This is a genomic window from Enterobacter sp. T1-1, from assembly GCF_000710795.1.
GTDB lineage: Bacteria > Pseudomonadota > Gammaproteobacteria > Enterobacterales > Enterobacteriaceae > Enterobacter > Enterobacter cloacae.
In genome coordinates, this window is the sequence record NZ_JALW01000028.1 from 25,028 (window position 1) to 50,008 (window position 24,981).

The window sequence follows — 24,981 nt, forward strand, 5'->3', positions numbered from 1 at the left end:
GTGGGAAACCACGCCCTTTTTGTTTTTTCAGGGTTTGGTAAGCATAAAATGAAGAACATCCTCGCCATTCAGTCCCACGTTGTTTTTGGACATGCTGGCAATAGCGCGGCGGAATTCCCGATGCGCCGCCTCGGGGCTAACGTCTGGCCCCTCAATACCGTACAGTTCTCAAACCATACACAATACGGCAAATGGACCGGCTGCGTGATGCCGCCTTCGCATCTCACGGAGATCGTGCAGGGCATTGCCGATATCGACCAGCTCAAACGCTGTGACGCGGTTCTGAGTGGTTACCTGGGCTCCGCAGAGCAGGGGGAGCATATCCTCGGCATCGTTCGCCAGGTGAAAGCAGCTAATCCCGCAGCAAAGTACTTCTGCGATCCGGTGATGGGGCATCCGGAAAAAGGCTGCATTGTGGCGCCTGGTGTGGCTGAATTCCATGTTCGCCATGCGTTACCTGCCAGCGATATCATCGCGCCCAACCTGATTGAGCTGGAGATCCTTTGCGAGCATCCGGTTAACAGCGTAGCAGAGGCGGTAAGCGCGTCTCGTGAACTGATAGCCCAGGGGCCTGAGATTGTGCTGGTGAAACATCTCGCCCGTGCAGGGCTCAGCAGAGACCGCTTTGAGATGCTGCTGGTGACCAAAGACGAAGCCTGGCACATCAGCCGTCCGCTGGTAGATTTTGGCCTGCGTCAGCCAGTGGGCGTGGGAGATGTGACCAGCGGACTGTTGCTGGTGAAACTGCTACAGGGGGCGACGCTGCGCGAAGCGCTTGAGCATGTGACTGCAGCGGTGTACGAAATTATGATTGCGACGAAAGAGATGCAGGAATACGAACTGCAGGTGGTCGCGGCACAGGATCGTATTGCGCAGCCGGAGCACTATTTCAGCGCAACACAGCTCTAAACTATGCCGGGTGGCGCTGCGCTTACCCGGCCTACAAATCCCGTAGGCCCGTGCAAGCGAAGCGCCGCCGGGCAATAACGACCCGGTTAATTCAATCCTTCCGCTTTCAGCGCCGCGGCCACCGCAGGGCGCTCCGCCATACGCGTCATATATGCTGCGATATGGTCTAACCCGTCCAGATTCAGCTTAACCGCACGCGCCCAGCGTAGCACGGTAAAGAGATACGCATCGGCAATGGTGAAGCGTGCCCCGCAGATATACTGATCGTCTTTCAATGACTCATTGACGTACTGCAGCTTTTTCTCCAGCAGAGCGCGAACGGTCGGTTTGTACTCTTCCGGCGTGTCCGGGCGGAACAACGGCGTAAATCCTTTATGCAGTTCGGTTGCAATGTAGTTCAGCCACTCGAGCGTTTTATAGCGTGAAACCGTACTTACCGGGGCCAGCAGCTGGCGATCGGGCACGCTGTCTGCCAGGTACTGCATAATGGCGACGCCTTCTGTCAGCAGGGTACCGTCATCCAGAAGCAGTGCCGGAACTTGTCCCTTCGGGTTAATCGCAAAAAAATCGTCGCCGTTTTCCAGGCGCTTTTTCATCAGGTCAACGCCGTCCAGCGTGAAATCTTTGCCGCTCTCGCGCAGGGTAATATGGGAAGCAAGAGAGCACGCGCCCGGTTTGTAGAACAGTTTCATCGGTAACTCCTTTTTGCTGAGGTTTCAGCTATGTTAGTGCGCAAGCAAACAAAAAAAAAGCCGCTAATAAATTAGCGGCTCATCGTTTCTCAATAACGTTACGCGGTAGCGGTTTCGGTCGCTTTCGTCGCTTTGTCGTCGTCCTGAGTCATGCGGTTCAGCTTCGGTGCCGTCAGCAGCATCAGCGCCGCGATAACCGCCGTTGCGATACCAATCTGCAGGAAGACGGTGCCGTACACATTCAGTGAAACCAGCGGGTCAGTCACGTTCTCAGGCACCGCCATCAGGTTTGCGATTTTACCTGCGATGATGGCTGCACCGGCAGTGGTCAGGAACCAGCTACCCATGATGAAGCCCATCAGACGCTGTGGCACCAGCTGTGCAACCATCGCCAGACCCAGACCGGAGATCATCAGTTCACCGATAGACTGCAGGGCATAGCTCAGGATCAGCCAGTTAACGGAGACGATACCGGCGTCAGTCGCAAATTTGGTACCCAGTGGCAGCACGAGGAACGCACCAGAGCACAGCACCATACCGATGGCGAACTTGTGCGGCATTGGCAGACGGTCACCCATCTTGTTATAGATAGCCGCCAGAATTGGGCTACCAATCATGATCCAGAACGGGTTCAGCGCCTGATACTGCTCCGGCTCGAACGCGATACCCAGGATGGAGTGCTCAACGTTGCGAATAGCGAAGAAGTTCAGCGAGGTAGGCATCTGGCTGTAGAGCACGAAGAAGATAATCGCTTCCAGCATCAGAATGAAGGCCACAATCATCTTGCGACGGGCCGCACCCTGCATCGCGAAGGCTTCTTTCGCGAAGATGATGACGATACCCAGTGCCACCACGCCCAGAACGGCACGTGCAACACCCTGGTTATGCAGCAACCAGGTGGCGATGGCCGCGAGGATAACAACACCCACGATGGTGGCCAGCAGTTTGCCCATGTGCACCGGTTCGAAATCTGGTTTTGAACCGTAGTCCTTAACCCAGCTACGGCAGAACAGGAAGTTCACAACGGTAATCAGCATACCAACAAAGCTCAGCGCAAACGCCACGCTCCAGCCGAATTTTGCGGCGAGCCATGGGGTTGCCAGCATGGAGAAGAATGAACCAATGTTGATGGACATGTAGTACATGGTGAATGCACCGTCCAGACGTGGGTCATCTTTGCTGTAGCAGGTAGAGAGCAGGGAAGACGGGTTCGCTTTGAACAATCCGTTACCGACGGCGATGGTTGCCATACCCATATAGACTACGGCTGCGTCATGACCAGACCAGGCAACCAGACCATAGCCGATTGCCAGAACAATGGCGCCCAGCATAATGACACGCTTCGTACCCAGAACTTTATCACCAAGCCAGCCGCCAATCGCGACCAGACCGTAAACGAGGGCACTGAATGAAGAGAACAGCGTGATGGAATCGGCTTCGGACATACCCAGCTGTTTTACCAGGTAAACCGCCATGATCCCTTGCAGGCCGTAATAACCAAAACGCTCCCATAACTCGATAGAGAAGATGAGATAGAACGCTTTTGGCTGTTTAAAAGCGTTCAAACTCACGCTTTCATCTGTTGGTTTATTGTTTGCAGTTGACACATATACCTCTTTTTTTACATCCCATATTAACGGGGGTGTTCATAGCGTGATGGTCGGAGTCCATCCGCTTTATAGTTATATTGGGAGGAGAAACGGCGGGTAATGTTCACTATCCTGACCCGTCTGGCAATACGTTTGTAATAATCTGTTACATATAACTGAGCCGCTATAATCCTCGGTTTCTGCAAATGTTATTCAGCGTTAAATTTCACACAATGGGTTTTGTTGGTTTTTTTGACTGCGAAAAACCGGCGGAGAGGGTTGTGTGGCGATATGTTCTGCTATTTACCGTTAAATGTAGTCATATAGCCCATATTCTGAAAAATGAGTGGTCTTATCTGCGGCTATTGAGGGATTACATCTTGTCTGGCAAAGGGTTTAGGTGGGATCTGACAACAAAAAATCAACATGAAGTTATCAGAGTGATCGCGATCACAAATGTATAGAAATTTTCGGTAGTGAAAAAACTATTAACCTGTTTGAGCGTTAAATGACCGAACAATTGACAGGGCGTAAGAGAACACAAGCGGATAACTTGCGGCCTAAAGGAAGGTTTTTAGTTAAGCCTTCCTTTAGTAAGGTCTTGATGATGCGAAAGTAAATAAATAGCGCCGTTCAGGGATACACTTTTTCTTTATATTCGCAGAGATCTTCAATGATACATGAGCCGCAGCGAGGCTTTCTGGCAATGCAGGTATAACGGCCATGCAGGATAAGCCAGTGATGACAGTCGACTTTGAATTCAGCGGGAACCACTTTTAACAGCTTCTCCTCCACCTGTTCGACATTTTTACCCGGAGCGAAGTTGGTTCGGTTAGCGACACGGAAAATATGGGTATCAACCGCGATGGTCGGCCAGCCAAACGCGGTGTTCAGTACCACATTCGCCGTTTTACGTCCCACACCCGGCAACGCTTCCAGCGCCTCGCGATCTTCCGGCACTTCACCACCGTGACGCTCCAGCAAAATGCGGCAGGTCTTAATGACGTTCTCCGCTTTGCTGTTAAACAGCCCGATGGTTTTGATATAAGACTTCACCCCTTCCACGCCCAGCTCCAGCATGGCTTTCGGGGTATTGGCCACAGGATAGAGCAGGGCGGTGGCCTTATTCACGCTCACGTCAGTGGCCTGAGCCGAAAGCAGCACTGCGATCAGCAGCTCAAACGGCGAAGTGAAATTCAGCTCAGTCGTCGGGTGCGGGTTTGCGTCCCGAAGACGGGTGAGGATCGCAATGCGCTTTTCTTTGTTCATGAGGCTTTCCCGGGTATCCCTTCCTGCACGCTGCGCTCAGCCGCGCGGCGCTTACGTTTTTCATCAATCAGGTATTTTATCGCCAGCATCATGCCAAGGCCAATAAACGCACCCGGTGGCAGCATAGCCAGCAGGAACGGCGTATCCGTATGAAACACCTCGATGCGTAAAACTTTAGCCCAGCTTCCCAGCAGCGCGTCTGCGCCGTCGAAGAGGGTACCGTTGCCAAGAATTTCACGCAGTGAGCCCAGAACGAACATCGCGCAGGTGGCTCCCATTCCGATGGAGAAACCATCCAGGGCCGACATCGCCGGGGTGTTCTTCACGGCAAAGGCTTCTGCACGCCCCACCACGATACAGTTGGTAACGATCAGCGGAATAAAAATCCCCAGTGACTGATACAGACCGAACGCGTAGGCGTTAATCAGCATTTGAACGATGCTCACCACTGACGCGATGATCATGACGTAAATTGGAATACGGATTTCCGACGGCGTCCAGCGGCGCAGGGTGGAAATGGAGAGGTTGGTCAGGGTCAGCACCAGCGTGGTGGCAAGCCCCAGCCCCAATGCGTTGGTAGCGGTGGATGTCACCGCCAGCAGCGGGCACAATCCCAGCAGCTGTACCAGCGCGGAGTTGTTCTTCCACAACCCCTGGACAATGACCTCTTTAACCTGGCTCATGCTCACTCCTCACAGGCCGGAAGATTGTTAATCTGCGCAGGCAGCGTTTCTGCATACAGCCCGGCACGTTTTACGGCATTCACGACGGCACGCGGCGTAATAGTGGCCCCGGTGAACTGGTCAAACTCGCCGCCATCTTTCTTGACGGCAAATGCCGGGTCCGCTTCGCCGTGGATCACCTTACCGGCAAAATGCAAAATCCAGTCGCTCAGGCGTGTCTCAATTTTATCCCCAAGGCCCGGCGTTTCGTGGTGTTGAGTCACGCGGGTACCCAACACGGTACCGGAAAAATCGGTACCCACAAGGAGCTGAATGGCACCGGAATACCCGTCTGGTGCCGTGGCCTCCATCACCACGCCCACCGCGTTATCGCCTTTACGGGCGATATAGAGACGATGCGGGCCTTTACCTAACTGCGGCGCCTGTACCACGTAACAGCTTTTCTGCAGGTCATTATCGTAGAAATCAGACGGCATCACCTGATCGAACAGCGCGCGTTGCTGCTTCGCGGCCTGTTCATCAATGGTCGTTTTGGTCAGTTCGTTCACCAGTGCCGTCATCCCGGTGAGGACAGCAGCGAAAATGGCCAGCGTGACGCCATGTTTTTGCATTGTTTTCAGCATCGCGAAACCCTTACCGATGGCCGTACACGCGCGGGCGCGTGTAGTAGTCAATGAGCGGAACGGTGATGTTGGCAAGCAGGACGGCGAACGCTACGCCATCCGGGTATCCGCCGAAACTGCGGATCAGCCACACCAGCAGACCGGCCAGCGCACCGAAGATCAGACGACCGCGATTGGTGGTCGAGGCGGTCACCGGATCGGTCAGAATAAAGAACGCGCCCAGCATGGTGGCACCAGAGAGCAGATGCATCTGCGGGCTCGCCAGGGATTCAGGAGAGAAGAGCCAGCCCAGCGTGGAGCAGACCGCGAGCGTGATCAGGAAGCTCACCGGAATATGCCAGCGGATCGCTTTCTGCTGCAGCAGGAACAGGCCGCCCAACAGATATGCCAGGTTAACCCACTGCCAGCCTGCACCGGCCAGCACGCCGCTGTAGATGGCTGATTGCATGATCTGCTCAACGCTGTGCCCGGCACGCAGGGACGTTTTAAACGTATCGAGCGGTGTGGCCTGGCTGACTCCATCCACGCCCATACGCAACGCATTCATATCGGCACCGGACGCCGTATGGCCGGAAAAGATCACCTGAAGGGCATCCATAAAACCCGGCACCGTGGCGGCGATATCGTGCGGCGGCAGCCAGCTGGTCATTTGTACCGGGAAGGAGATAAGCAGTACCACGTAGCCGACCATCGCCGGGTTAAAGGGATTGTGGCCCAGTCCACCGTACAGCTGTTTGGCAATAATCACCGCAAACACCGTACCGAGCACGATCATCCACCACGGCGCAAACGGCGGAATACTGATGGCCAGCAACAGGCCCGTCAGCAGAGCGGAGTTATCGCTGAGAATACGGGAGATGTTCATCTTACGCAGCTTCAGCACCAGCGCTTCGGCCGCTACGGCGCTGGCACAGCCCAGTGCTAACTGGAACAGGGTTCCCCAGCCGAAAAACCAGAACTGAACGGCAATACCCGGCAGTGCAGCCAGGCAGACCAGCATCATAATGCGCGACGTCTGGCGCTGGTTATGGGTGTAAGGGGAACTTGCGATTCTGAAAACCATTTAATCCTCGTTAACTGCTTGCTGTGCGGCTTTCTTCGCCTGAACGCGTGCAATCGCGGCGGCGACGGCGGCTTTGCGTGGATCGTCGTTCGCGGCAGGCTGTTGTACTTCCTGCTGAGCCGCTTTACGCGCTTTGGCCCGAGCGATGGCCGCTTCGACAGCGGCTTTGCGCGGATCGACTGGTGCCTCTTCTGCAGCTGGTTGTGGTTGCTGCGCCGCTTTCCGTGCTTTGGCCCGGGCGATGGCCGCTTCGACAGCCGCTTTACGCGGATCGACCGGTGCCTCTTCTGTGGCCGGTTGCGGTTGCTGCGCCGCTTTACGCGCTTTAGCGCGGGCTATCGCGGCTTCAACGGCGGCTTTGCGCGGGTCTGCGGCCTCTTGCTCAACGACCACCTGCTGCTCTCCCGCTTTCCGTGCTTTGGCGCGGGCGATGGCCGCTTCAACGGCCGCTTTACGCGGATCGACACGGGTTTCTTCCGGTTGCCCTGTCTGCGCTTTTTCCGCCTGACGCGCGCGTGCCGCGGCCTTACGCGCTTCACGTGCGGCAATGGCTTCGCTGTTATCTGGCTTCTCACCGGCGGAGATCACCACAGGTTGCGCTGCGGTCGCTTTTTTCTCGCGCACGCGAGCCAGCGCCGCGTTAATGGCATCCTGATCTTTCTCGCCTGGCTGAACGGCAGCCTGCTTATGACGCTCCTGACGGGCCAGTTTTTCACGCTCCAGACGAGCCTGGCGGGCTTCAAAGCGGGCTTTCGCTTCGGCAGCGCGTTTTTCTTCCATCGAGATGGCATAAATCTCGGCCTTCTCCTGACGGAAGTACTGCACCAGCGGAATGTTGCTTGGGCAGACCCAGGCGCACGCGCCGCATTCGATGCAGTCAGCCAGATTATGCGCTTGCGCTTTATCGTGCAGCTGACCTTTGCTGTACCAGTACAACTGCTGTGGAAGCAGATCGGCCGGGCAGGCATCGGCGCAGGCGCTGCAGCGGATGCAGCCTTTCTCTTCCTGCTCTTCACCCATTTCGGTGGGGGAGGGGGCGAGCAGGCAGTTAGTGATTTTTACGACCGGAACGTCCAGCCACGGCAGGGTAAAGCCCATCAATGGACCGCCCATGATCACCATCTGATCGCTGCCGGGACAGAATCCGGCCTGCTCCAGAAGATGACGAACCGGCGTGCCCAGACGCGCCCAGACGTTCCCCGGACGAGACACTGACTCGCCCGTCAGCGTCACCACGCGTTCGGTCAGGGGTTCACCGTCAATCACCGCGCGTTTCACTGCGTAGGCGGTACCCACGTTTTGCATCAGCACGCCAATATCCGATGAGCGGCCGCCGTGGGGAACCTGTTTTCCGGTGAGTATTTGCGTCAGCTGTTTTGCCCCGCCCGACGGGTACTTGGTCGGAATGACGCGCAGGCTGATATCGTGGCTACCGGCGAGCACCGCGCGCAGCATGGAAATGGCCTGCGGTTTGTTATCCTCAATGCCAATCAGCACTTCACGAGGCTGCAGCACATGGGCGAGGATACGGATCCCCTCCACGACCTGCGCGGCGCAGTCCTGCATCAGGCGGTCATCGGCGGTGATATAGGGTTCGCATTCGGCGGCGTTGATAATCAGGGTCTGAATTTTATCGCCGCCACCGCGCAGTTTGACGCCGGTCGGGAACCCTGCGCCACCCAGCCCGGCAACGCCGAACTGATGAATACGGTCGATAAGCGCTTCCCGGCTGCGGGCGCGGTAGTCGCTCCAGCCATCACGCTCGATCCAGCGGTCTTCGCCGTCGGCTTCAATAATGACGCTCAGTTCGGAGAGGGCTGACGGATGTGCAACGGTGTGAGGGGTAATCGCCACCACTTTACCGGATGTCGGGGCGTGGATCGGCAGCATACGCCCACGACCAAAGGTCAATGGCTGGCCGCGAAGGACGGTATCGCCTTCTTTAACGCACAACTCACCCTCAGCGCCAATGTGCTGCTTCAGCGGCATGACGAAACGGGTCGCCAGCGGAATTTGACGCAGCGGCGTGCCGCTGGACTGGATTTTCATCTCTGGTGGATGGATCCCGCCGTCAAAGTCCCAAATCTTCTCTTTTCTGAAAGCAGAAAATAACTTAAGCATGTTGTTCCACAGGAATATTGCGAACCGGAATGGTTTGAAGATCCCACTTCCAGCTTTCGGTAGTCGTTTCAACCGGGCGCAACTCAATACATTGCGTCGGGCAGGGTGCCACGCAGAGGTTACAGCCGGTGCACAGATCCGCCACAACGGTGTGCATGGCGCGGGTGGCGCCAACAATGGCGTCGACAGGGCATGCCTGAATACACTTGGTGCAGCCAATGCAGTTCGCTTCGTCAATCACCGCGAGGGCACGCACGGGCTCCTGCACCTGCGCATCGCCATCAATGGGTTGCGGGTCGACGTTTAGCAGCGCTGCAATTTTCAGCATTACCGCTTCGCCACCTGGCGCACAGCGGTTGATTTTCTCACCCTGAATACCCACGGCTTCTGCATAGGGACGACAGCCAGGATAGCCGCACTGCCCACACTGGCTTTGCGGCAAAAGCTCATCGATTTTTTCAACAACAGGATCGTCCTCTACCGCGAATCGGCGGGAGGCGTAACCCAGAATCAGGCCAAACACCAACCCCAGCACGCTGATGGAGGCGATGGCAATCCAGATGGTATTCATTACAACTTCACCAGACCACTAAAGCCCATAAAGGCCAGAGACATTAAACCTGCGGTCACCAGCGCAATCGCGTTTCCGCGAAAGGGCGCAGGGATATCCGCTGCGGCGAGGCGCTCACGAATAGAGGCAAACAGCACCATCACCAGCGAGAAACCGACGGCGGCAGAAAAACCGTATAGCGCCGACTGCATGAAATTATGCCCGAGATTAATGTTCAACAGCGCTACGCCAAGAACGGCACAGTTGGTGGTGATCAACGGCAGAAAGATACCCAGCAGGCGATAGAGCGCCGGGCTGGTTTTACGCACCACCATTTCGGTAAATTGCACCACTACGGCAATGACCAGAATAAAGGCCAGCGTACGGAGATAGACTAAACCCAGCGGGATGAGGATCCAGGTATCAATCAACCAGGCGCAGATGGACGCCATCGTCATCACGAAGGTGGTTGCCAGCCCCATGCCCATTGCCGTTTCCAGCTTTTTGGACACGCCCATAAACGGACACAGGCCAAGGAACTTCACCAGAACGAAGTTGTTAACCAGCACTGTGCCGACAAAGAGCAGTAAGTAATCGGTCATTATTCAGCCTGAAATAAAAAAGCCGCCTATTATCGGATAAACCACAACAGGCGACAACAGGTTATCTGTAAGGTTATTACGGATTCACGAAGGTGTTCTTCACCCGCGTCGAACGCTTGAAATAGGGCACCAGAAGCGCCGCCGCCAGTAACGGGAAAAGCAGCTGACGAACGGCCAGCGCGTCCGAAACCGGTGAAAAAGCAAAGGCTTTCACCGCCAGCAGTACGGAAACGAGCAGCCAGATGATGTAGTGCTTAGGCACATTTTTGCGGCGTTTAAAGAACGCAATGGTTAGCCACAGCGTGTAGTACCACATGCCTATGGCGAAGACGAACGACACGAACCACAGCGTAATATTCAGCACACTTTGCGACATCAGGGTCTGGATTGCATGAGGGGTAACCAGCGCGGTGGTATAAAGCAGCAGCGCAAGTGATGCGCTTAATAAGGCAACCAGCAGCCATGCCAGTGGGGCGATTAACCAGCCTCCAATTCTTTCTCCAGGCGTTGCGGTCATGAACTCTCCCATAAATCTGCGCGAAATGTTGTACAGCCAGTTTGCAGGGCGGAGAGTATATAACATTTCGCGCGGATGGCTACTTTCTTATAAAACGTAACGCCATACGGACTTAGGCACTTCGCCAACGTTAAACAAACGGCCACCGGAGACCAGCTCCGCACGGCGATGATCCGCTGCACGATACATATTGATGATGTCCTGATTATCCGACAGCGTGTAGTTCAGGTGGTCAAACAGTTTTTCCAGGCTCTCAAGGGAATTGATCTTGCGAAATTTTAATAAATAGTCCTGAACTGTCATATTAATAAGTTTCCATATAAAAGTGAGTCATACCCGTTAAGGTAATTCGTTTGAATAATAAACGGATTAATAAAGACGTAAACTGCCCACTCAGGTAACGCGACTAAATTAGGAGTTTTCTTTGCGAAAGATTCAGGCATCTGATGATGCCTGGAAGAGAAGGTTAACCGTGTTCACCAGGAGTGGCAATAAGTAACTGACATATTATGTCACTCTTTATTACCGTAACCGGTTACTTAGGTTGGGCGACAGTGACAGGCTCCGGCGGTTGGTAGTTATCGATGTGGCTGGCAACGCCAAGCAAAATGACCGATACCCCAAGAACAATCCATCCCGCTAATTCAATGATTCGATTAATAATTGACGTCATAATTCGTGTTTGTAATTTATCCATAAATACCGGTTGCAAATGTTACAGCGCCAGGGAGGAGACAGCAAGTGCTTTGGGAACGGTTCCCTTAAGCACAATCAGCGGGTTAACCCCATATAACAAAAACAACCGGAGCAGGATGCTATTTTAAGTCATATGGCACATGCTTAATCTGTCATGAGGCCAGGTTAGCCAGTGTGAAATAAGAACATCACAGGAGAGGGCAACACTATGAGTGATAGCATCCGTGTCGGGCTTATTGGTTACGGGTATGCGAGCAAAACATTCCATGCTCCGTTAATTGCCGGTACGCCGGGAATGGCGCTGGCGGCGATGTCGAGCAGCGATGCCACCAAGGTGCATGCCGACTGGCCCACCGTTCCGGTTGTCTCTGAGCCTAAGCACCTTTTCAATGATCCGAATATCGATTTAATTGTGATCCCCACGCCGAATGATACCCATTTCCCGCTGGCGAAAGCGGCGCTGGAAGCCGGTAAGCATGTCGTCGTCGATAAACCCTTTACCGTGACGTTGTCTCAGGCACGCGAGCTGGATGCGCTGGCGAAAAGCCTTGGCAGACTGCTGTCGGTGTTTCATAACCGCCGCTGGGACAGCGATTTTCTCACGGTAAAAGCGCTGCTCAGCGAGGGAACGCTCGGGGAGATAACCTTCTTTGAATCGCATTTTGATCGTTTCCGGCCGCAGGTGCGAAATCGCTGGCGTGAGCAAGCCGGGCCAGGCAGCGGCATCTGGTACGATTTAGCCCCACACCTGCTCGACCAGGCCGTGAATCTGTTTGGCCTGCCGGTGAGTATGACGGTTGATCTGGCCCAGCTCAGACCAGGCGCGCAAACGACCGATTATTTTCATGCCATCCTGAGCTACCCGCAACGGCGGATAGTGCTGCACGGAACGATGGTTGCGGCTGCGGAATCTGCGCGTTATATCATCCATGGTACGCGGGGGAGCTACGTGAAATTTGGTCTGGATCCGCAGGAAGACAGGCTGAAAAACGGCGAGCGTTTGCCTCAGGAAGACTGGGGATATGATATGCGAGACGGGGTGGTGACCAAAGTGGAGGGGGAGACGCTGGTGGAAGAAACCTTGCTGACGAGCCCGGGGAACTACCCGGCATATTATGCGGCCGTGCGTGATGCGCTGAACGGCACGGGGGAAAACCCGGTACCAGCCAGTCAGGCGATTCAGATTATGGAGTTGATCGAACTGGGCATTGAATCTGCCAAACATCGCGCCACGCTCTGTCTGGCATAAGTTTTGTTGGCCGGGTAGGGCGTAGCCGCCACCCGGCAAAGGGGTTACGCGTTTGCCACCTTATCCCGAAGCGCCTGCTTCTCTTCCGGCGTGAGGAAGGCCATCTCCAGCCCATTAATCTGCGCCTGGCGGATCTGTTCGCGGCTCAGGCCCGCCTGCGGTGCGGCGACAGTGTACTCGTGGATAATGTCCACGCCCTGTACCGCCGGGTCATCGGTATTCAGCGAGGCCAGCACGCCGTGCTCAAGGAAGGTTTTCAGCGGGTGCTTATCCAGCGCGGGCACGGTGCTGGTCTGAATATTGGAGGTCAGGCAGGATTCAATCCCGATACGTTGCTCGGCCAGGAAGTCCATCAGGGCGCGATCTTCCACCGCTTTTACACCGTGACCGATACGCTCGGCACCCAGTTCACGGATGGCCTGCCAGATGCTCTCCGGCCCCGCCGCTTCACCGGCGTGAACGGTTACATGCCAGCCGGCATCACGTGCGCGGTTGAAATGTGAAAGGAACAGGCTGCCCGGGAAGCCCAGTTCATCCCCGGCCAGGTCGACGGCGGTGATCGCGTCACGATGCGCCAGCAGCGCTTCCAGTTCCTGCAGACAGGCCGCTTCGCCGAAGGTACGGCTCATGATGCCAATCAAACGGGCCTGCACATCGAAGGCTTTACACCCTTCACGGACACCTTCAATAACGGCTTCAACCACGCCTGCAACGGGCAGGCTGTGGGTCATCGCCATATAGCCTGGCGAAAAGCGCAGTTCGACATAATGCAGGCCGTTACGGGCGGCATCTTCGATATTCTCAAAAGCGACACGGCGACAGGCATCCAGTGAGGCCAGCATCTTTACGCCCCAGTCGAGTTTGCTCAAAAAACTGACCAGATCCGGTTCATTAGAGGTGACCTGAACGTGCGGGATCAGGGTTTCAAGCGATTGAGCAGGGAGCGTTAAATTGTACTGGCGGCCAAGATCGAGGATGGTTTGGGCACGAATGTTACCGTCAAGGTGACGATGAATATCTGTTAAAGGCAGGCGTGTATCAATCATGGTCGCACTCTTTTCTGGTTAAAGTGCGCCACATTATAAAAACAAAACGAGGTAAAAAGCTATTTGCGCAAGGGAATATTCCGTTGCGCAAACAAACTACAGGAGCGTGTTGATACCCGCAATCAGCCGCTGCACCCCTTGTTCCAGCTTGCTGCGCGGGCAGCCGGCATTCAGGCGGATAAAACCGATGCCTTCGTTTCCGTAGGTATATCCCGGCATGATGGCGACTTTTTGCTGCTCAATCAGTACGTTTTGCAGGGCGCGATCGTCAATATTTAACGGGCGCAGGTCAATCCAGGCGAGATAGGTCGCCTCGGGTGGCGTCCAGTTAAGTGCCGGAAAAGCGCTGTTCATTTCACGTGCGATAAATTTCAGGTTCTCTTCCAGATAGTCGCGCAGCGCGGCAAGCCACGGCTCACCCTGCTGATAGGCGGCAATATGCGCCGTCAGTGCCAGCACGGAGGGAGAGGAGAGACCGTCACGGCCTTTTAGCGCGCTCAGATACGCATTACGGCTCTCCTCATCGCCTATTAACCCATATGCGCCAGTCAGTGCCGGGATATTAAAGCTCTTGGAGCCTGAGGTCAGCAGTGCCCATTTACCGCGCGCGACCCTGTTCCATGGCGTGTGGCGATGTTCTCCCCATACCATGTCCATATGAATTTCATCGCTTATCACCGCCACGTCATAGCGCGCGCACAGTTCAGCCATCTGCGCCAGCTCCTCCTGCAGCCAGACCTTGCCGGTCGGGTTTTGCGGGCTGCACAGCAGCAATATTTTGTTTTCCGGTTTCGCCAGGGCGGCCTCAAGCGCGGCCATATTTCCCTGCCAGCCCGTCGCCTGTTTCTCCATCGCCACTGGCACCACGCGGCGCGCATTGCCTTCAATGGCTTTATAAAACGCGTCATAAGCCGGGGTATGCACCACCACACCGTCTCCCGGCATCGACCACAGGCGAATCAGCTCAGAGACCATATAGATCACGGAAGGGCCATAAACAACGGTTTCAGTATCAATCCGGCTGTTAAAACGTTGCTGGAACCAGTGCGTCACCGCGGCCAGGAATTCTTCGTTTTTCCAGCGGCTGTAGCCAAACACGCGGTGATCAATACGTTGATGTAGCGCATCGATAATGCAGGGGGCGGTGGCGAAATCCATATCAGAGATCGTAAAGGGCAGCAGGTCGGCGGCACCAAAACGGTCGGCAACATAATCCCACTGTGTACACCAGGTGCCGTGGCGATCGACAACGGTCGAGAAATCAAACATGACGTACATCCTTAAAGTAAAACCCCCTCTGCGTGAGGGGGGAGGCATCAGGCTTCGACTGTGCGCATCAGGGTGGCCAGCTCATCTTTGACCGACTGCACCTGCGGGCCGATAACCACCTGCAAATTGTGTTGATTCAACTGTACCACGCCGATTGCCCGGTTGGCTTTCAGGGCATTGGTATCCACTTTCGACATATCCGCCACCGACAGACGCAGACGGGTAATGCAGTTATCCAGAGAGGTAATGTTATCCGCACCGCCCAGCGCCGCCAGAATTGCCGGCGTGTTATAACCCGATTTACCCACTGTACCGGCAACGGCCTGTTCCACGCTGGTGGCGGTTTCGGCATCGCGGCCTGGCGTTTTCAGGTTAAAGCGGGTGATGGCGAAGCGGAAGATACCGTAGTACACCACGAACCAGATCGCCGCCACGACCGGCACCAGATACCACTTGGTGGACAAACCATGCAGGATGCCGAACACCACGAAATCAATTACGTTGCCGTCGGTGTTACCGATGGTGACGCCCAGCACCGCCATCACGGTAAAGCCCAGACCGGTTAGCACCGCGTGGATGAGATACAGCACCGGCGCGACAAACAGGAACAGGAATTCGATAGGCTCAGTCGTACCGCCTACAACGCAGGCGATTACCCCGGAAATCAACAGCCCTTTAATTTTGTGACGATTTTCAGGTCGGGCGCAGTGGTACATCGCCAGCGCCGCGCCTGGCAGACCGCCGAGGAAGGCCGGCATTTTACCCTGTGACAGGAAGCGGGTCGCACTCTCAGAGAAGCCATGAGTGGTTGGGCAGCTCAGCTGCGCCTGGAAGATGGTCAGGGCACCGCTTACATCATGACCGCACACTTCCATGGTGCCGCCTGCTTCGGTGAAGCGAATCAGCGCCACCAGAATATGTTGCAGGCCAAACGGCAGCAGCAGACGTTCGCCGGTACCGAAGATCATCGGGCCGAAATCGCCCGCGCCGTTAATGATACGGCCAATACCGTTGATACCGAGCGCAAAGACCGGCCAGATCAGCGGGATGACCAGACCAAACAGCCCCATGACCACGAGAGTAATAATTGGCACGAAGCGGGTGCCGCCGAAGAATGCCAGGGCATCGGGGAGGCGGATATTGTGGAAGCGCTCATGCAGCATCCAGATAATGACCCCCGCGATCACCGCGCCGAGGATCCCGGTGTCGATAGACTGAATACCAATCACGCTCTGAATGTTGTTGGCTTTCAGCACCGCAGCATCGGTAGTGGGCAGGATGCCTTTGGCGGTCAGCCAGAAGTTCACCGCAAGGTTCATCACCGCGTAGCCCACAAAACCGGCGAACGCCGCCACGCCTTTATTCTCACGCGCCAGGCCCAGCGGGATGGCGATACAGAACATCACGGGCAGGAAACTGAAGGCAAAGGAGCCGACCTTACTCATCCAGATAAAGATCGCCTGCAGCACAGGGGTACCGAGGAACGGGATCAGCGTAATGACGTCCTTACTGCTGAGCGAGCTGCCGATCCCGAGCATGATCCCGCAGAACGAGAGAAGCGCCACGGGCAGCATAAAGGTTTTACCCAGTTGCTGGAAAAATTCCCACAGCGATATTTTTTGTGCTGTTTTCGCCGTCATAAAACGACTCCTTTATTGTTAAAATCAGTTTGTCTGCTTCAATGCTGCGAGAAGATAAAACGTTTTATCAAAGTTTAGTGCGCGCTGAATCACATTCTCAGCCTTTCACTGGTAGTATAAAGATAACGTATTGATAAAACGTTTTACCGATCTCATTATCAGGGAGTCACGCCAACACATGGCTGTAGCGAAAAAGATCACCATCAACGATGTCGCGCTGGCGGCGGGGGTTTCCGTCAGCACCGTTTCACTGGTCCTGAGTGGAAAAGGGCGCATCTCTCCCGCGACCGGTCAGCGGGTTAACGACGCCGTTGAACAACTGGGTTTTGTGCGTAACCGTCAGGCGTCGGCCCTGCGCGGGGGACAAAGCGGCGTGATTGGCCTGATCGTGCGTGACCTGACTTCACCCTTTTACGCCGAACTGACCGCCGGGTTAACCGAAGCGCTGGAGGCGCAGGGACGAATGGTGTTTCTGCTCCACGGTGGACGCGAGCCGGACCAGCTTCTTTCCCGGCTCGACATGCTGCTCACCCAGGGCGTTGACGGTGTGATTGTTGCCGGAGCGTCGGGCGTGAGTAGTGAATTATGCGAGCGCGCGGCCGCTAAAGGGGTGCCGCTGGTCTTTGCGTCGCGCGCCAGTTATCTGGATGAAGCCGATACCCTGCGGCCAGACAACATGCAGGCGGCTCAAATGTTGACCGAGCATCTTATTCGTCGCGGGCATCAGCGGATTGCCTGGCTCGGCGGAAAAAGCTCGTCGCTGACCCGCGCCGAACGGGTGGGCGGTTATTGCGCGACGCTGATTAAATACGGTTTACCGTTCCACAGCGAGTGGGTGGTAGAGTGTGAATCCAGTCAGAAAAAAGCCGCAGAAGCGATCGGTGCACTGTTAAGCAGCAGTCCGACGATAAGCGCCGTGATTTGCTATAACGATGTGATTGCGATGGGGGCCTGGTTTGGTCTGATCCGCGCCGGGCGTCAGAGCGGTGAGGGGGGTGTTGAAACCTTCTTCGGCCATCAGGTGGCGTTAGGGGCATTTGCCGACGTTGGCGAAAATGCGCTGGACGATCTGCCCATCGTCTGGGCCACCACGCCCGCACGGGAGATGGGCTACACGCTGGCGGACAGGATCATGCAGCGCATCGAAAAAACAGACGTGCAGGCCGGGCACCAGATTGTGGCGGCGCGTTTGGTAACGGTGAAATAATCCAGAGCACGTTGCGGAGCGTAGGCCAGATAAGGCATCGCCGCCCCCCGGCAATAAAAAACCCCTCATGCGAGGGGTTTTGTCGTTTACTGCTGCGGCGCCGCAGGTTCGGCTGGCGCTGCTGGTTCAGCCGGTTCCGGCATGCCCAGGGCAGGCATACCAAACATGCCGACAAAGTCCTCCAGCGGCATTTTGTCACCGTTGAGCGTCACCTGGCCGTTGGCATACTGCAGGCTGGTGGAAATCGTGTTGTCGTCCACCTTGGTGATGCGGAACATCTGGCCCATCGCCGCCAGGCCTTTCACCTGCTGGTTTGCCAGCTTGCCGGCATCGTCATCGCCGTACCCTTCAAGCTTCGCAATCTGAGTCATAAACTCGGTTGCCATATCCATTGGGATCGTCAGCTTGCTGTCCAGAGACTTCACGCTGCGATCCACTTCCTGGGCCAGCGTTTGCGGTTCGCCCGTTGCGGTTGCCGGATCTTTCAGGAACAGAGACAGGTTAAAGCTGGTTTCGCCTTTGCTGTTTTTCCAGCTCAGCGGAGCGACGGTGATCACCGGTTCACCTTTGAGCAGAATAGGCAGGTTGTTGAACAGCACGGCCATCGCCTGCTGCTGATACACTTCCGGGTTCTGCTGCAGCGCGGCATCGGTCAGCAGAGCCTGGCTCTCTTTGCTGTATTTCTGGCTGAATTCATGCCACGCCTGACCGTCAATATTGCCGATCTTCAGCGAAAGCTTGCCGGTACCCAGATCCTGATTCTGCACTTTCAGGCTCTTCAGGGTATAATCCAGCTGAGTATTGATGCTCTTACCGTCTTTGGAGACATCCGATTTACCATCAACGTCCATGCCTTCCAGCACGGCCATCTCTTTACCTTCAATCGCAATGGCAATCTTATCAATCGAGAGTTTCTGATCGCCGATACGCTCTTTGAAGTCGGTCATGCGGCTGTTGCCGTCTGCTTTCAAATTGTTGAAGGTAATCTGTACCTTCTGATCGTATTCGTTAACGGCGTTGACCAGACCGCTTTGCGCTTCCCCTGTCAGGGAGAGCACGTTCCCTTCGCGGTCAGCATCTACGGTGAAGTTGCCACCGCTGAAGGTGACTTTCTCGTTCTCTTTCTCGTAGTTCAGCGCCTTCAGCGCGATATTCGAGCGGGTGTCACCGGCATAGCTGATGCGGGTATCAACCGCGAAAGGTGATTCATTTTTTGCCAGATCGAACAGCGGCTTAGTTAAGTCGTTATTCACCAGCACGGTGTGAACGGACGCCATTGATGGGATCAGGTTAAAGGACTTCAGCTGCGCCAGCGGGAACGGACCGTGACTTACCACCTCATCCAGCACCACCGTCTGGCCCGGCTTCAGCCAGCCATTTTCATTTCCGGCAACGGGCTTCACCACAAGCTGCATATGGCTGGTGAATACCCCGCGCTCATAATTCTGATAGCTCAGCTCTACACCCGCTTCCGGTGCGCCACGCTTAATTTGGCTGTTAGCCTGTGCCACCATCTCAGCCAGACGGCTCTCCAGCTGCTTCCCGGTAAACCAGGATGCTCCCGTCCAGACTACGCCTAACGCTACAATCACGCCTACCGCTACGACCGATTTTTTCATTGCGACTATCCCTAAAATGAAACCAGGCGGTAGAAACCGCCCGGAGATATAAAGCCTGCCACTAGCTTAGCAAGAGTTGTTAAAAAATTCAGTATTGTCTAAAGCTTATTAAATACGCGCGCCAGGCGACCGGTGCCGCTCACGCTGACCGGGGACTCATTAGCAGCAACGAATGCTGACTCACCCGGCTTAAGCACCAGACGCTGTTCGCCTTTATGCAGTGTCGCTTCACCCTCAACGCAGAACAGAATCGCCGCGCTCTCCTGCGCGATGGTCGTTTCGGTCTGGCTGAGGTCGTGCAGGGAGAAAGCAAAATCGTCAACCGGAATAGGGAAGTCCAGCTCTGCGCCATTTTTGACGGGCTGAGTAAGCAGCTCGGCAGCAGGTTTTGCCACAAACTTCACGTTAGCCACCAGTTCAGGGATGTCGATATATTTCGGCGTCAGACCCGCGCGCAGCACGTTGTCCGAGTTGGCCATTACCTCCAGCGCCACACCCTGCAGATAGGCATGCGGCGTTTCCGCGAACAGGAACATGGCTTCGCCCGGGTTTAGCTTCACCACGTTCAGCAGCAGCGGGGAGAACAGGCCGCTGTCGTCCGGGTAAAACGCAGAAATCAGACGGATGGTGTCCCATGGTTCGCCCTGCTGGCCGTCCAGCGCCGCTTTCAGCACCGCCAGGGCGTGGGATTTCTCGTCGCCCTGCATGTTGAGCAGGCTGGCGAACAGCTGGCTCAGGCTTTCCGCGTTCGGATTTGCCAGGAAATGTGCGATAGCGTTATGCGCTCCTGCGACCGGCTGCAGCAGAGAGATGATCTCGGAGAACTCGCGAAACGCGTTCATCGCCAGGAAAGGGGTCAGCGCAAAGACCAGCTCCGGCTTGTGGTTCGGATCTTTATAGTTACGCTCGGCGGCATCTAACGGGATACCGGCCGCATTCTCTTTTGCAAAGCCAATTTCAGAGGCTTTCTTGTTCGGGTGAACCTGGATGGAGAGAGGTTGATCGGCACACAGCACCTTAAACAGGAACGGCAGCTCGCCAAAACGGTTGGCCACGCTGTTACCCAGCAGCGTGGCTTTATCGGCATCAATTACGTCGCGCAGCGCGCGCACCTGGCCGCTGGCATCTTCAACTTTTGAGCTGCTCTTCGGGTGGGCGCCCATCCACAGTTCTGCCATCGGCAGGTTGTCCGGGTTCGCGATACCGTAGAGTTCCGTTAACGCAGTTTTACTTCCCCAGGCGTAGTTTTGCACTGAGTTGATGAGTTTTTGCATTATCAAGCCCTGATTCAAATGTGGAATAAACTCCGGGTATTAAAGCAATAAACCACCTGGAAGTAACCTGCGGATGTAAAAAGTCGTACTAGTCTCAGTTTTTGTTAAAAAATTGTGTAGGATAAGCTGACTCGCTTTTAAGCCGGGCAGCGGAACATCTGCCCTGAATAATCAGACCGACGCAGTAAGTGAGAGAACAATGTCGAACAAACCCTTTCATTACCAGGATCCTTTCCCGCTCGGTAAGGATCAGACCGAATATTACCTGTTAACCCGCGATCACGTCTCTGTCTCTGAGTTTGAAGGGCAGGAGATCCTCAAGGTCGATCCGCAGGCGCTGACCTTACTGGCGCAGCACGCCTTCCACGACGCCTCGTTTATGCTCCGTCCTGCGCATCAGCAGCAGGTGGCCGATATTCTCAGCGACCCGGAGGCCAGCGAAAACGATAAGTATGTCGCGCTGCAGTTCCTGCGTAACTCCGATATCGCGGCAAAAGGCATTCTGCCGACCTGCCAGGATACCGGTACGGCCATTATCGTGGGTAAAAAAGGGCAGCGTGTCTGGACCGGTGGCGGCGATGAAGCCGCACTGGCGCACGGTGTCTACAACACTTACACCGAAGACAACCTGCGCTACTCGCAAAACGCGGCGCTGGATATGTATAAAGAGGTCAACACCGGCACCAACCTGCCTGCGCAAATTGACCTCTATAGCGTGGACGGTGATGAGTACAAATTCCTTTGCATCGCGAAAGGCGGCGGTTCAGCCAACAAAACCTACCTCTACCAGGAAACGAAAGCGCTGCTCACACCGGGCAAGCTGAAGAACTACCTGGTGGAAAAAATGCGTACCCTGGGGACTGCAGCCTGCCCGCCATACCATATCGCCTTTGTCATTGGCGGCACGTCGGCGGAAGCGACGCTGAAAACCGTGAAGCTGGCATCGACTAAATACTACGACGGCCTGCCAACCGAAGGGAACGAACACGGCCAGGCGTTCCGCGATGTTCAGCTTGAGCAGGAGCTGCTGGAAGAAGCGCGTAATCTGGGGCTCGGCGCACAGTTCGGCGGTAAATACTTTGCTCACGACGTGCGTGTGATCCGTCTGCCGCGCCACGGCGCATCCTGCCCGGTGGGTATGGGCGTCTCATGCTCGGCGGATCGTAATATCAAAGCGAAGATCAACCGTGAAGGCGTGTGGATCGAAAAACTGGAGAACAACCCGGGTAAATACATTCCGGAAGCGCTGCGTAAAGCCGGTGAAGGTGAAGCGGTTCGCGTTGATCTGAACCGTCCGATGAAAGAGATTCTGGCGCAGCTGTCTCAGTACCCGGTCTCGACGCGTCTCTCCCTGAACGGCACGATCATCGTCGGCCGCGACATCGCCCATGCGAAGCTGAAAGAGCGCCTGGACAACGGCGAAGGGTTGCCGCAGTACATCAAAGATCATCCGATCTACTACGCGGGCCCGGCGAAAACGCCAGAGGGTTATGCCTCCGGCTCATTAGGCCCAACCACCGCAGGCCGCATGGACTCCTATGTTGACCAGCTCCAGGCCAACGGCGGCAGCATGATCATGCTGGCGAAAGGCAACCGCAGCCAGCAGGTGACGGACGCGTGCCACAAGCACGGTGGGTTCTACCTGGGCAGTATCGGTGGTCCGGCGGCCGTACTGGCGCAGGGCAGCATCAAGAGCCTGGAGTGCGTGGAATACCCGGAACTGGGTATGGAAGCGATCTGGAAAATTGAAGTGGAAGATTTCCCGGCGTTTATCCTGGTGGATGACAAAGGCAATGACTTCTTCAAGCAGATCCAGTCCTCTCAGTGTTCGGCATGTGTGAAGTAAGCTAAAAAGCCGGGTGGCGGCTACGCCACCCGACAACAAAAAGAGCGCACAAAGCGCCATAACGTTTCTCAGAAGTCATCAATACTTATCTCTTAAGCATGTGAGCAATCCCATCTTTAATTATCAAGGAGAAAGTAATGACAACGCATCGCCGTGAGAAAGATTCGATGGGCGCGATCGACGTTCCGGCCGACAAACTCTGGGGGGCGCAAACCCAGCGCTCGCTGGAACATTTCCGTATTTCGACAGAGAAAATGCCCGTTTCGCTGATTCAGGCGCTGGCGCTGACCAAACGTGCCGCCGCCAAAGTGAATCTGGATCTGGGCCTGCTGGCGGCTGACAAAGCCAACGCCATCATCAGTGCCGCCGACGAAGTGCTGGCGGGCAAGCATCCCGACGAATTCCCCCTGGCCATCTGGCAGACCGGCTCTGGCACGCAGAGCAACATGAACATGAATGAAGTGCTGGCCAACCGGGCAAGCGAGCTGCTGGGCGGCGTGCGCGGTATGGAGCGTAAGATTCACCCGAACGATGACGTTAACAAGAGCCAGAGCTCCAACGATGTCTTCCCGACGGCAATGCACGTGGCGGCGGTGATTGCCATCCGTGAACAGCTGATCCCGCAGCTAAATGTGCTTAAAAGCACCCTTAACGAGAAAGCCCGGGCCTTCAGCGATATCGTCAAAATCGGGCGTACCCACCTGCAGGATGCCACGCCGCTGACCCTTGGGCAGGAGATATCCGGCTGGGTGGCGATGCTGGAACACAATCTCAAACACATTGAGTACAGCCTGCCGCATCTCTCTGAGCTGGCGCTGGGCGGCACGGCGGTGGGGACGGGGTTAAATACCCATCCGGAGTACGCGGTGCGCGTGGCGGAAGAGCTGGCCGTGATTACCGGGCAACCGTTTGTTACCGCGCCCAATAAGTTTGAGGCGCTGGCAACCTGCGACGCGCTGGTTCACACCCATGGTGCGCTGAAAGGGCTGGCGGCATCACTGATGAAAATCGCCAACGACGTGCGCTGGCTGGCCTCTGGCCCGCGCTGCGGCATTGGTGAAATCAGCATCCCGGAAAATGAACCGGGTAGCTCCATTATGCCGGGCAAAGTGAACCCGACGCAGTGTGAAGCCATGACCATGCTCTGCTGTCAGGTGCTGGGAAATGACGTGGCCGTCAACATGGGCGGTGCGTCAGGCAATTTCGAGCTGAACGTCTATCGTCCGATGGTTATCCACAATGTGCTTCAGTCTGTACGTCTGCTGGCGGACGGCATGGAGAGTTTCAACGCGCATTGCGCCTCCGGCATTGAGCCGAACCGCGAGCGAATCAGCCAGTTGCTCAATGAGTCGCTGATGCTGGTGACCGCCCTCAATACCCATATCGGCTACGACAAAGCCGCTGAGATCGCCAAAAAGGCGCATAAAGAGGGGCTGACGCTGAAAGCCTCTGCGCTGGCGCTCGGCTATCTCACGGAAGCCGAGTTTGATGCCTGGGTCCGCCCTGAAGCGATGGTCGGCAGCCTGAAATAGTCACGTCGCCACATACAGGTGCAGCCGGGGAATAATCAGCTGCAGCGGCTGCGCCTGAGGCTTATAGCGATGCTGAACGTTTTCCGCATCGTAATTCAGCAGTTCGCCAATGTCCGGTACCACGGCGCCCTGATCGGCATCATAGAGCGCAATCAGCGGCGTTGGGCAGGCGTACTGGATCTGCTTTTGCTGGCCTGAATACCAGACGCGGGCGATAGGCTGCACCTTCACCGGGCGTTTAATCTTCAGGCGCGTTTCTGCGGGCAATGACGCGATGCTGTGATACTCCTGCTCCAGGCGCTCAATCCACTGCTCGCGCGACCACGGAGCCACGGTGCGCGGCGCTTTCAGGCTCTTTTCCAGCTGGGCCAGGATCTCATCCCGGGTAAAGTTTTTGATAATGTGCTTGTTGGCCCAGCCGAAGCGCAGCGTGGCGGGCTGACGCAGTACCGTCAGCGTACGGTAGGCATTCAGGGTGATTAAACCCGGAAGCTGGCGGTGCACCCACTCAAAGCGGGCAGCTGGCGCCAGGCCTGACTCTTCGGTAATGATCTTTTCAAATGCCGCTTTCAGGGTATTGATGTGCGTAATCTGGGTTTCCAGCGCCTCACGGGTTTCGGCATCCGTTTGCAGACAGATCACCCCCGGCAGGCGAACGGCCGCCTTGCTGCTGCGGTTTTCTGACTGCTGCTGAATAAACAGGCGACGATAGTGCTGTAGCGCCAGATCCCGCGCGGATTGGCCGATATGCTGTTTGACGTCGATGGTTTGCAGCGGATCGTGCTCTGCGCCTTTTGCCACCTCCGGCAGGGTAAAGACCCGTGCAGCCAACAGGCGGCAGGCCTGCAGGCGCTCGGTCAGCGTTAACAGCTCATGCTCCATCTCCCGAAAGGTGCTGTTCAGCCTTTCGATAAGATCGTATGTCGCCATGTGAATCCCCATTAGTTACAACATACTCATGGTATAGCACAGCACGCCGGGTCAG

General features: G+C 55.8%; 23 protein-coding genes. 5 read left to right on the forward strand and 18 right to left on the reverse strand.

Annotated features, from left to right (window positions below; all coding sequences use genetic code 11):
- Positions 1-48 precede the first annotated feature (48 nt).
- Positions 49-909, forward strand: coding sequence for a pyridoxal kinase PdxY (gene pdxY, locus AK59_RS0111160; RefSeq protein WP_013096907.1), 861 nt, complete (start codon positions 49-51; stop codon positions 907-909).
- An 86-nt stretch (positions 910-995) separates the two neighbouring features.
- On the opposite strand, the gene gstA is transcribed toward pdxY, so the two are convergent.
- The 12 genes from gstA to blr form a co-directional block, all read right to left on the reverse strand.
- Positions 996-1,601 carry a glutathione transferase GstA gene (gene gstA, locus AK59_RS0111165; protein WP_013096906.1) on the reverse strand — a complete coding sequence of 202 codons (606 nt, stop codon included), beginning with the start codon at positions 1,599-1,601 and terminating at the stop codon, positions 996-998.
- A 98-nt stretch (positions 1,602-1,699) separates the two neighbouring features.
- The gene (gene dtpA, locus AK59_RS0111170) at positions 1,700-3,208 is read right to left on the reverse strand and encodes a dipeptide/tripeptide permease DtpA (RefSeq protein WP_013096905.1); all 1,509 of its coding nucleotides are present in this window, start codon (positions 3,206-3,208) and stop codon (positions 1,700-1,702) included.
- Between the two features lie 615 nt (positions 3,209-3,823).
- Complete coding sequence (gene nth / locus AK59_RS0111175) at positions 3,824-4,459, reverse strand: endonuclease III (protein WP_020688297.1); 636 nt, start codon at positions 4,457-4,459, stop codon at positions 3,824-3,826.
- The gene (locus tag AK59_RS0111180) at positions 4,456-5,142 is read right to left on the reverse strand and encodes an electron transport complex subunit E (protein ID WP_013096903.1); all 687 of its coding nucleotides are present in this window, start codon (positions 5,140-5,142) and stop codon (positions 4,456-4,458) included. The genes nth and AK59_RS0111180 overlap by 4 nt, the downstream gene beginning before the upstream one ends.
- A 2-nt stretch (positions 5,143-5,144) precedes the next feature.
- Positions 5,145-5,765 (reverse strand): electron transport complex subunit RsxG, encoded by a 621-nt coding sequence (gene rsxG / locus AK59_RS0111185; RefSeq protein WP_013096902.1) that lies wholly within the window; start codon positions 5,763-5,765, stop codon positions 5,145-5,147.
- Between the two features lie 10 nt (positions 5,766-5,775).
- Entirely contained in the window at positions 5,776-6,828 is a 1,053-nt protein-coding gene (gene rsxD / locus AK59_RS0111190) for an electron transport complex subunit RsxD (RefSeq protein ID WP_029882778.1), read from the reverse strand.
- Complete coding sequence (gene rsxC / locus AK59_RS0111195) at positions 6,829-8,949, reverse strand: electron transport complex subunit RsxC (protein WP_029882779.1); 2,121 nt, start codon at positions 8,947-8,949, stop codon at positions 6,829-6,831. It lies immediately after the preceding gene.
- Positions 8,942-9,520, reverse strand: coding sequence for an electron transport complex subunit RsxB (gene rsxB / locus AK59_RS0111200; protein ID WP_013096899.1), 579 nt, complete (start codon positions 9,518-9,520; stop codon positions 8,942-8,944). The genes rsxC and rsxB overlap by 8 nt, the downstream gene beginning before the upstream one ends.
- A complete protein-coding gene (gene rsxA / locus AK59_RS0111205; RefSeq protein ID WP_013096898.1) occupies positions 9,520-10,101 on the reverse strand; it encodes an electron transport complex subunit RsxA in 582 nt (193 codons plus the stop codon). The genes rsxB and rsxA overlap by 1 nt, the downstream gene beginning before the upstream one ends.
- Positions 10,102-10,177: 76 nt before the next feature.
- A complete protein-coding gene (locus AK59_RS0111210; RefSeq protein WP_013096897.1) occupies positions 10,178-10,618 on the reverse strand; it encodes a DUF2569 domain-containing protein in 441 nt (146 codons plus the stop codon).
- Between the two features lie 87 nt (positions 10,619-10,705).
- Positions 10,706-10,921, reverse strand: a complete 216-nt coding sequence (ydgT, locus tag AK59_RS0111215; RefSeq protein WP_013096896.1) for a transcription modulator YdgT — start codon at positions 10,919-10,921, stop codon at positions 10,706-10,708.
- Positions 10,922-11,153: 232 nt separating this feature from the next.
- Positions 11,154-11,279 carry a division septum protein Blr gene (gene blr, locus AK59_RS01000000123705; RefSeq protein ID WP_168112406.1) on the reverse strand — a complete coding sequence of 42 codons (126 nt, stop codon included), beginning with the start codon at positions 11,277-11,279 and terminating at the stop codon, positions 11,154-11,156.
- A 243-nt stretch (positions 11,280-11,522) separates the two neighbouring features.
- Between blr and AK59_RS0111220 the strand changes: the two genes are divergently transcribed.
- Complete coding sequence (locus AK59_RS0111220; protein WP_029882780.1) at positions 11,523-12,563, forward strand: oxidoreductase; 1,041 nt, start codon at positions 11,523-11,525, stop codon at positions 12,561-12,563.
- A gap of 44 nt (positions 12,564-12,607) precedes the next feature.
- On the opposite strand, the gene add is transcribed toward AK59_RS0111220, so the two are convergent.
- The 3 genes from add to malX all read right to left on the reverse strand — a co-directional run bounded on the left by add (position 12,608) and on the right by malX (position 16,518).
- Complete coding sequence (add, locus tag AK59_RS0111225) at positions 12,608-13,609, reverse strand: adenosine deaminase (protein WP_013096893.1); 1,002 nt, start codon at positions 13,607-13,609, stop codon at positions 12,608-12,610.
- Positions 13,610-13,705: 96 nt separating this feature from the next.
- Positions 13,706-14,878 carry a MalY/PatB family protein gene (locus tag AK59_RS0111230; protein ID WP_029882781.1) on the reverse strand — a complete coding sequence of 391 codons (1,173 nt, stop codon included), beginning with the start codon at positions 14,876-14,878 and terminating at the stop codon, positions 13,706-13,708.
- Between the two features lie 47 nt (positions 14,879-14,925).
- Positions 14,926-16,518: a maltose/glucose-specific PTS transporter subunit IIBC gene (gene malX, locus AK59_RS0111235; protein ID WP_020688287.1), complete on the reverse strand. Its 1,593-nt coding sequence runs from the start codon at positions 16,516-16,518 to the stop codon at positions 14,926-14,928.
- 178 nt (positions 16,519-16,696) lie between these two features.
- On the opposite strand from malX, the gene AK59_RS0111240 reads away from it, so the two are divergent.
- Positions 16,697-17,725 carry a Mal regulon transcriptional regulator MalI gene (locus AK59_RS0111240; protein ID WP_029882782.1) on the forward strand — a complete coding sequence of 343 codons (1,029 nt, stop codon included), beginning with the start codon at positions 16,697-16,699 and terminating at the stop codon, positions 17,723-17,725.
- Positions 17,726-17,811: 86 nt separating this feature from the next.
- Here AK59_RS0111240 and AK59_RS0111245 read toward each other — a convergent pair whose 3' ends face one another.
- Both AK59_RS0111245 and manA read right to left on the reverse strand, forming a co-directional pair.
- The gene (locus AK59_RS0111245; protein WP_013096881.1) at positions 17,812-19,344 is read right to left on the reverse strand and encodes a YdgA family protein; all 1,533 of its coding nucleotides are present in this window, start codon (positions 19,342-19,344) and stop codon (positions 17,812-17,814) included.
- Between the two features lie 98 nt (positions 19,345-19,442).
- Positions 19,443-20,618 carry a mannose-6-phosphate isomerase gene (gene manA, locus AK59_RS0111250; protein WP_013096880.1) on the reverse strand — a complete coding sequence of 392 codons (1,176 nt, stop codon included), beginning with the start codon at positions 20,616-20,618 and terminating at the stop codon, positions 19,443-19,445.
- A gap of 199 nt (positions 20,619-20,817) precedes the next feature.
- Here manA and fumA point away from each other — a divergent pair, with 199 nt between their 5' ends.
- Both fumA and fumC read left to right on the forward strand, forming a co-directional pair.
- On the forward strand, positions 20,818-22,464 hold the full coding sequence (fumA, locus tag AK59_RS0111255) for a class I fumarate hydratase FumA (RefSeq protein WP_013096879.1): 1,647 nt from the start codon (positions 20,818-20,820) through the stop codon (positions 22,462-22,464).
- A gap of 137 nt (positions 22,465-22,601) precedes the next feature.
- Positions 22,602-23,996 (forward strand): class II fumarate hydratase, encoded by a 1,395-nt coding sequence (gene fumC / locus AK59_RS0111260; RefSeq protein ID WP_029882783.1) that lies wholly within the window; start codon positions 22,602-22,604, stop codon positions 23,994-23,996.
- On the opposite strand, the gene tus is transcribed toward fumC, so the two are convergent.
- A complete protein-coding gene (gene tus, locus AK59_RS0111265; RefSeq protein WP_029882784.1) occupies positions 23,997-24,926 on the reverse strand; it encodes a DNA replication terminus site-binding protein in 930 nt (309 codons plus the stop codon).
- Between the last annotated feature and the right edge of the window lie 55 nt (positions 24,927-24,981).

Bases quoted from the DNA above. Each gene is read 5' to 3' on its own strand.
- pdxY (WP_013096907.1), top strand. From the start codon at position 49: ATGAAGAACATCCTCGCCATTCAGTCCCACGTTGTTTTTGGACATGCT.
- gstA (WP_013096906.1), bottom strand. From the start codon at position 1,601: ATGAAACTGTTCTACAAACCGGGCGCGTGCTCTCTTGCTTCCCATATT.
- nth (WP_020688297.1), bottom strand. From the start codon at position 4,459: ATGAACAAAGAAAAGCGCATTGCGATCCTCACCCGTCTTCGGGACGCA.
- AK59_RS0111180 (WP_013096903.1), bottom strand. From the start codon at position 5,142: ATGAGCCAGGTTAAAGAGGTCATTGTCCAGGGGTTGTGGAAGAACAAC.
- rsxG (WP_013096902.1), bottom strand. From the start codon at position 5,765: ATGCTGAAAACAATGCAAAAACATGGCGTCACGCTGGCCATTTTCGCT.
- rsxD (WP_029882778.1), bottom strand. From the start codon at position 6,828: ATGGTTTTCAGAATCGCAAGTTCCCCTTACACCCATAACCAGCGCCAG.
- rsxC (WP_029882779.1), bottom strand. From the start codon at position 8,949: ATGCTTAAGTTATTTTCTGCTTTCAGAAAAGAGAAGATTTGGGACTTT.
- rsxB (WP_013096899.1), bottom strand. From the start codon at position 9,520: ATGAATACCATCTGGATTGCCATCGCCTCCATCAGCGTGCTGGGGTTG.
- rsxA (WP_013096898.1), bottom strand. From the start codon at position 10,101: ATGACCGATTACTTACTGCTCTTTGTCGGCACAGTGCTGGTTAACAAC.
- AK59_RS0111210 (WP_013096897.1), bottom strand. From the start codon at position 10,618: ATGACCGCAACGCCTGGAGAAAGAATTGGAGGCTGGTTAATCGCCCCA.
- ydgT (WP_013096896.1), bottom strand. From the start codon at position 10,921: ATGACAGTTCAGGACTATTTATTAAAATTTCGCAAGATCAATTCCCTT.
- AK59_RS0111220 (WP_029882780.1), top strand. From the start codon at position 11,523: ATGAGTGATAGCATCCGTGTCGGGCTTATTGGTTACGGGTATGCGAGC.
- add (WP_013096893.1), bottom strand. From the start codon at position 13,609: ATGATTGATACACGCCTGCCTTTAACAGATATTCATCGTCACCTTGAC.
- AK59_RS0111230 (WP_029882781.1), bottom strand. From the start codon at position 14,878: ATGTTTGATTTCTCGACCGTTGTCGATCGCCACGGCACCTGGTGTACA.
- malX (WP_020688287.1), bottom strand. From the start codon at position 16,518: ATGACGGCGAAAACAGCACAAAAAATATCGCTGTGGGAATTTTTCCAG.
- AK59_RS0111240 (WP_029882782.1), top strand. From the start codon at position 16,697: ATGGCTGTAGCGAAAAAGATCACCATCAACGATGTCGCGCTGGCGGCG.
- AK59_RS0111245 (WP_013096881.1), bottom strand. From the start codon at position 19,344: ATGAAAAAATCGGTCGTAGCGGTAGGCGTGATTGTAGCGTTAGGCGTA.
- manA (WP_013096880.1), bottom strand. From the start codon at position 20,618: ATGCAAAAACTCATCAACTCAGTGCAAAACTACGCCTGGGGAAGTAAA.
- fumA (WP_013096879.1), top strand. From the start codon at position 20,818: ATGTCGAACAAACCCTTTCATTACCAGGATCCTTTCCCGCTCGGTAAG.
- fumC (WP_029882783.1), top strand. From the start codon at position 22,602: ATGACAACGCATCGCCGTGAGAAAGATTCGATGGGCGCGATCGACGTT.
- tus (WP_029882784.1), bottom strand. From the start codon at position 24,926: ATGGCGACATACGATCTTATCGAAAGGCTGAACAGCACCTTTCGGGAG.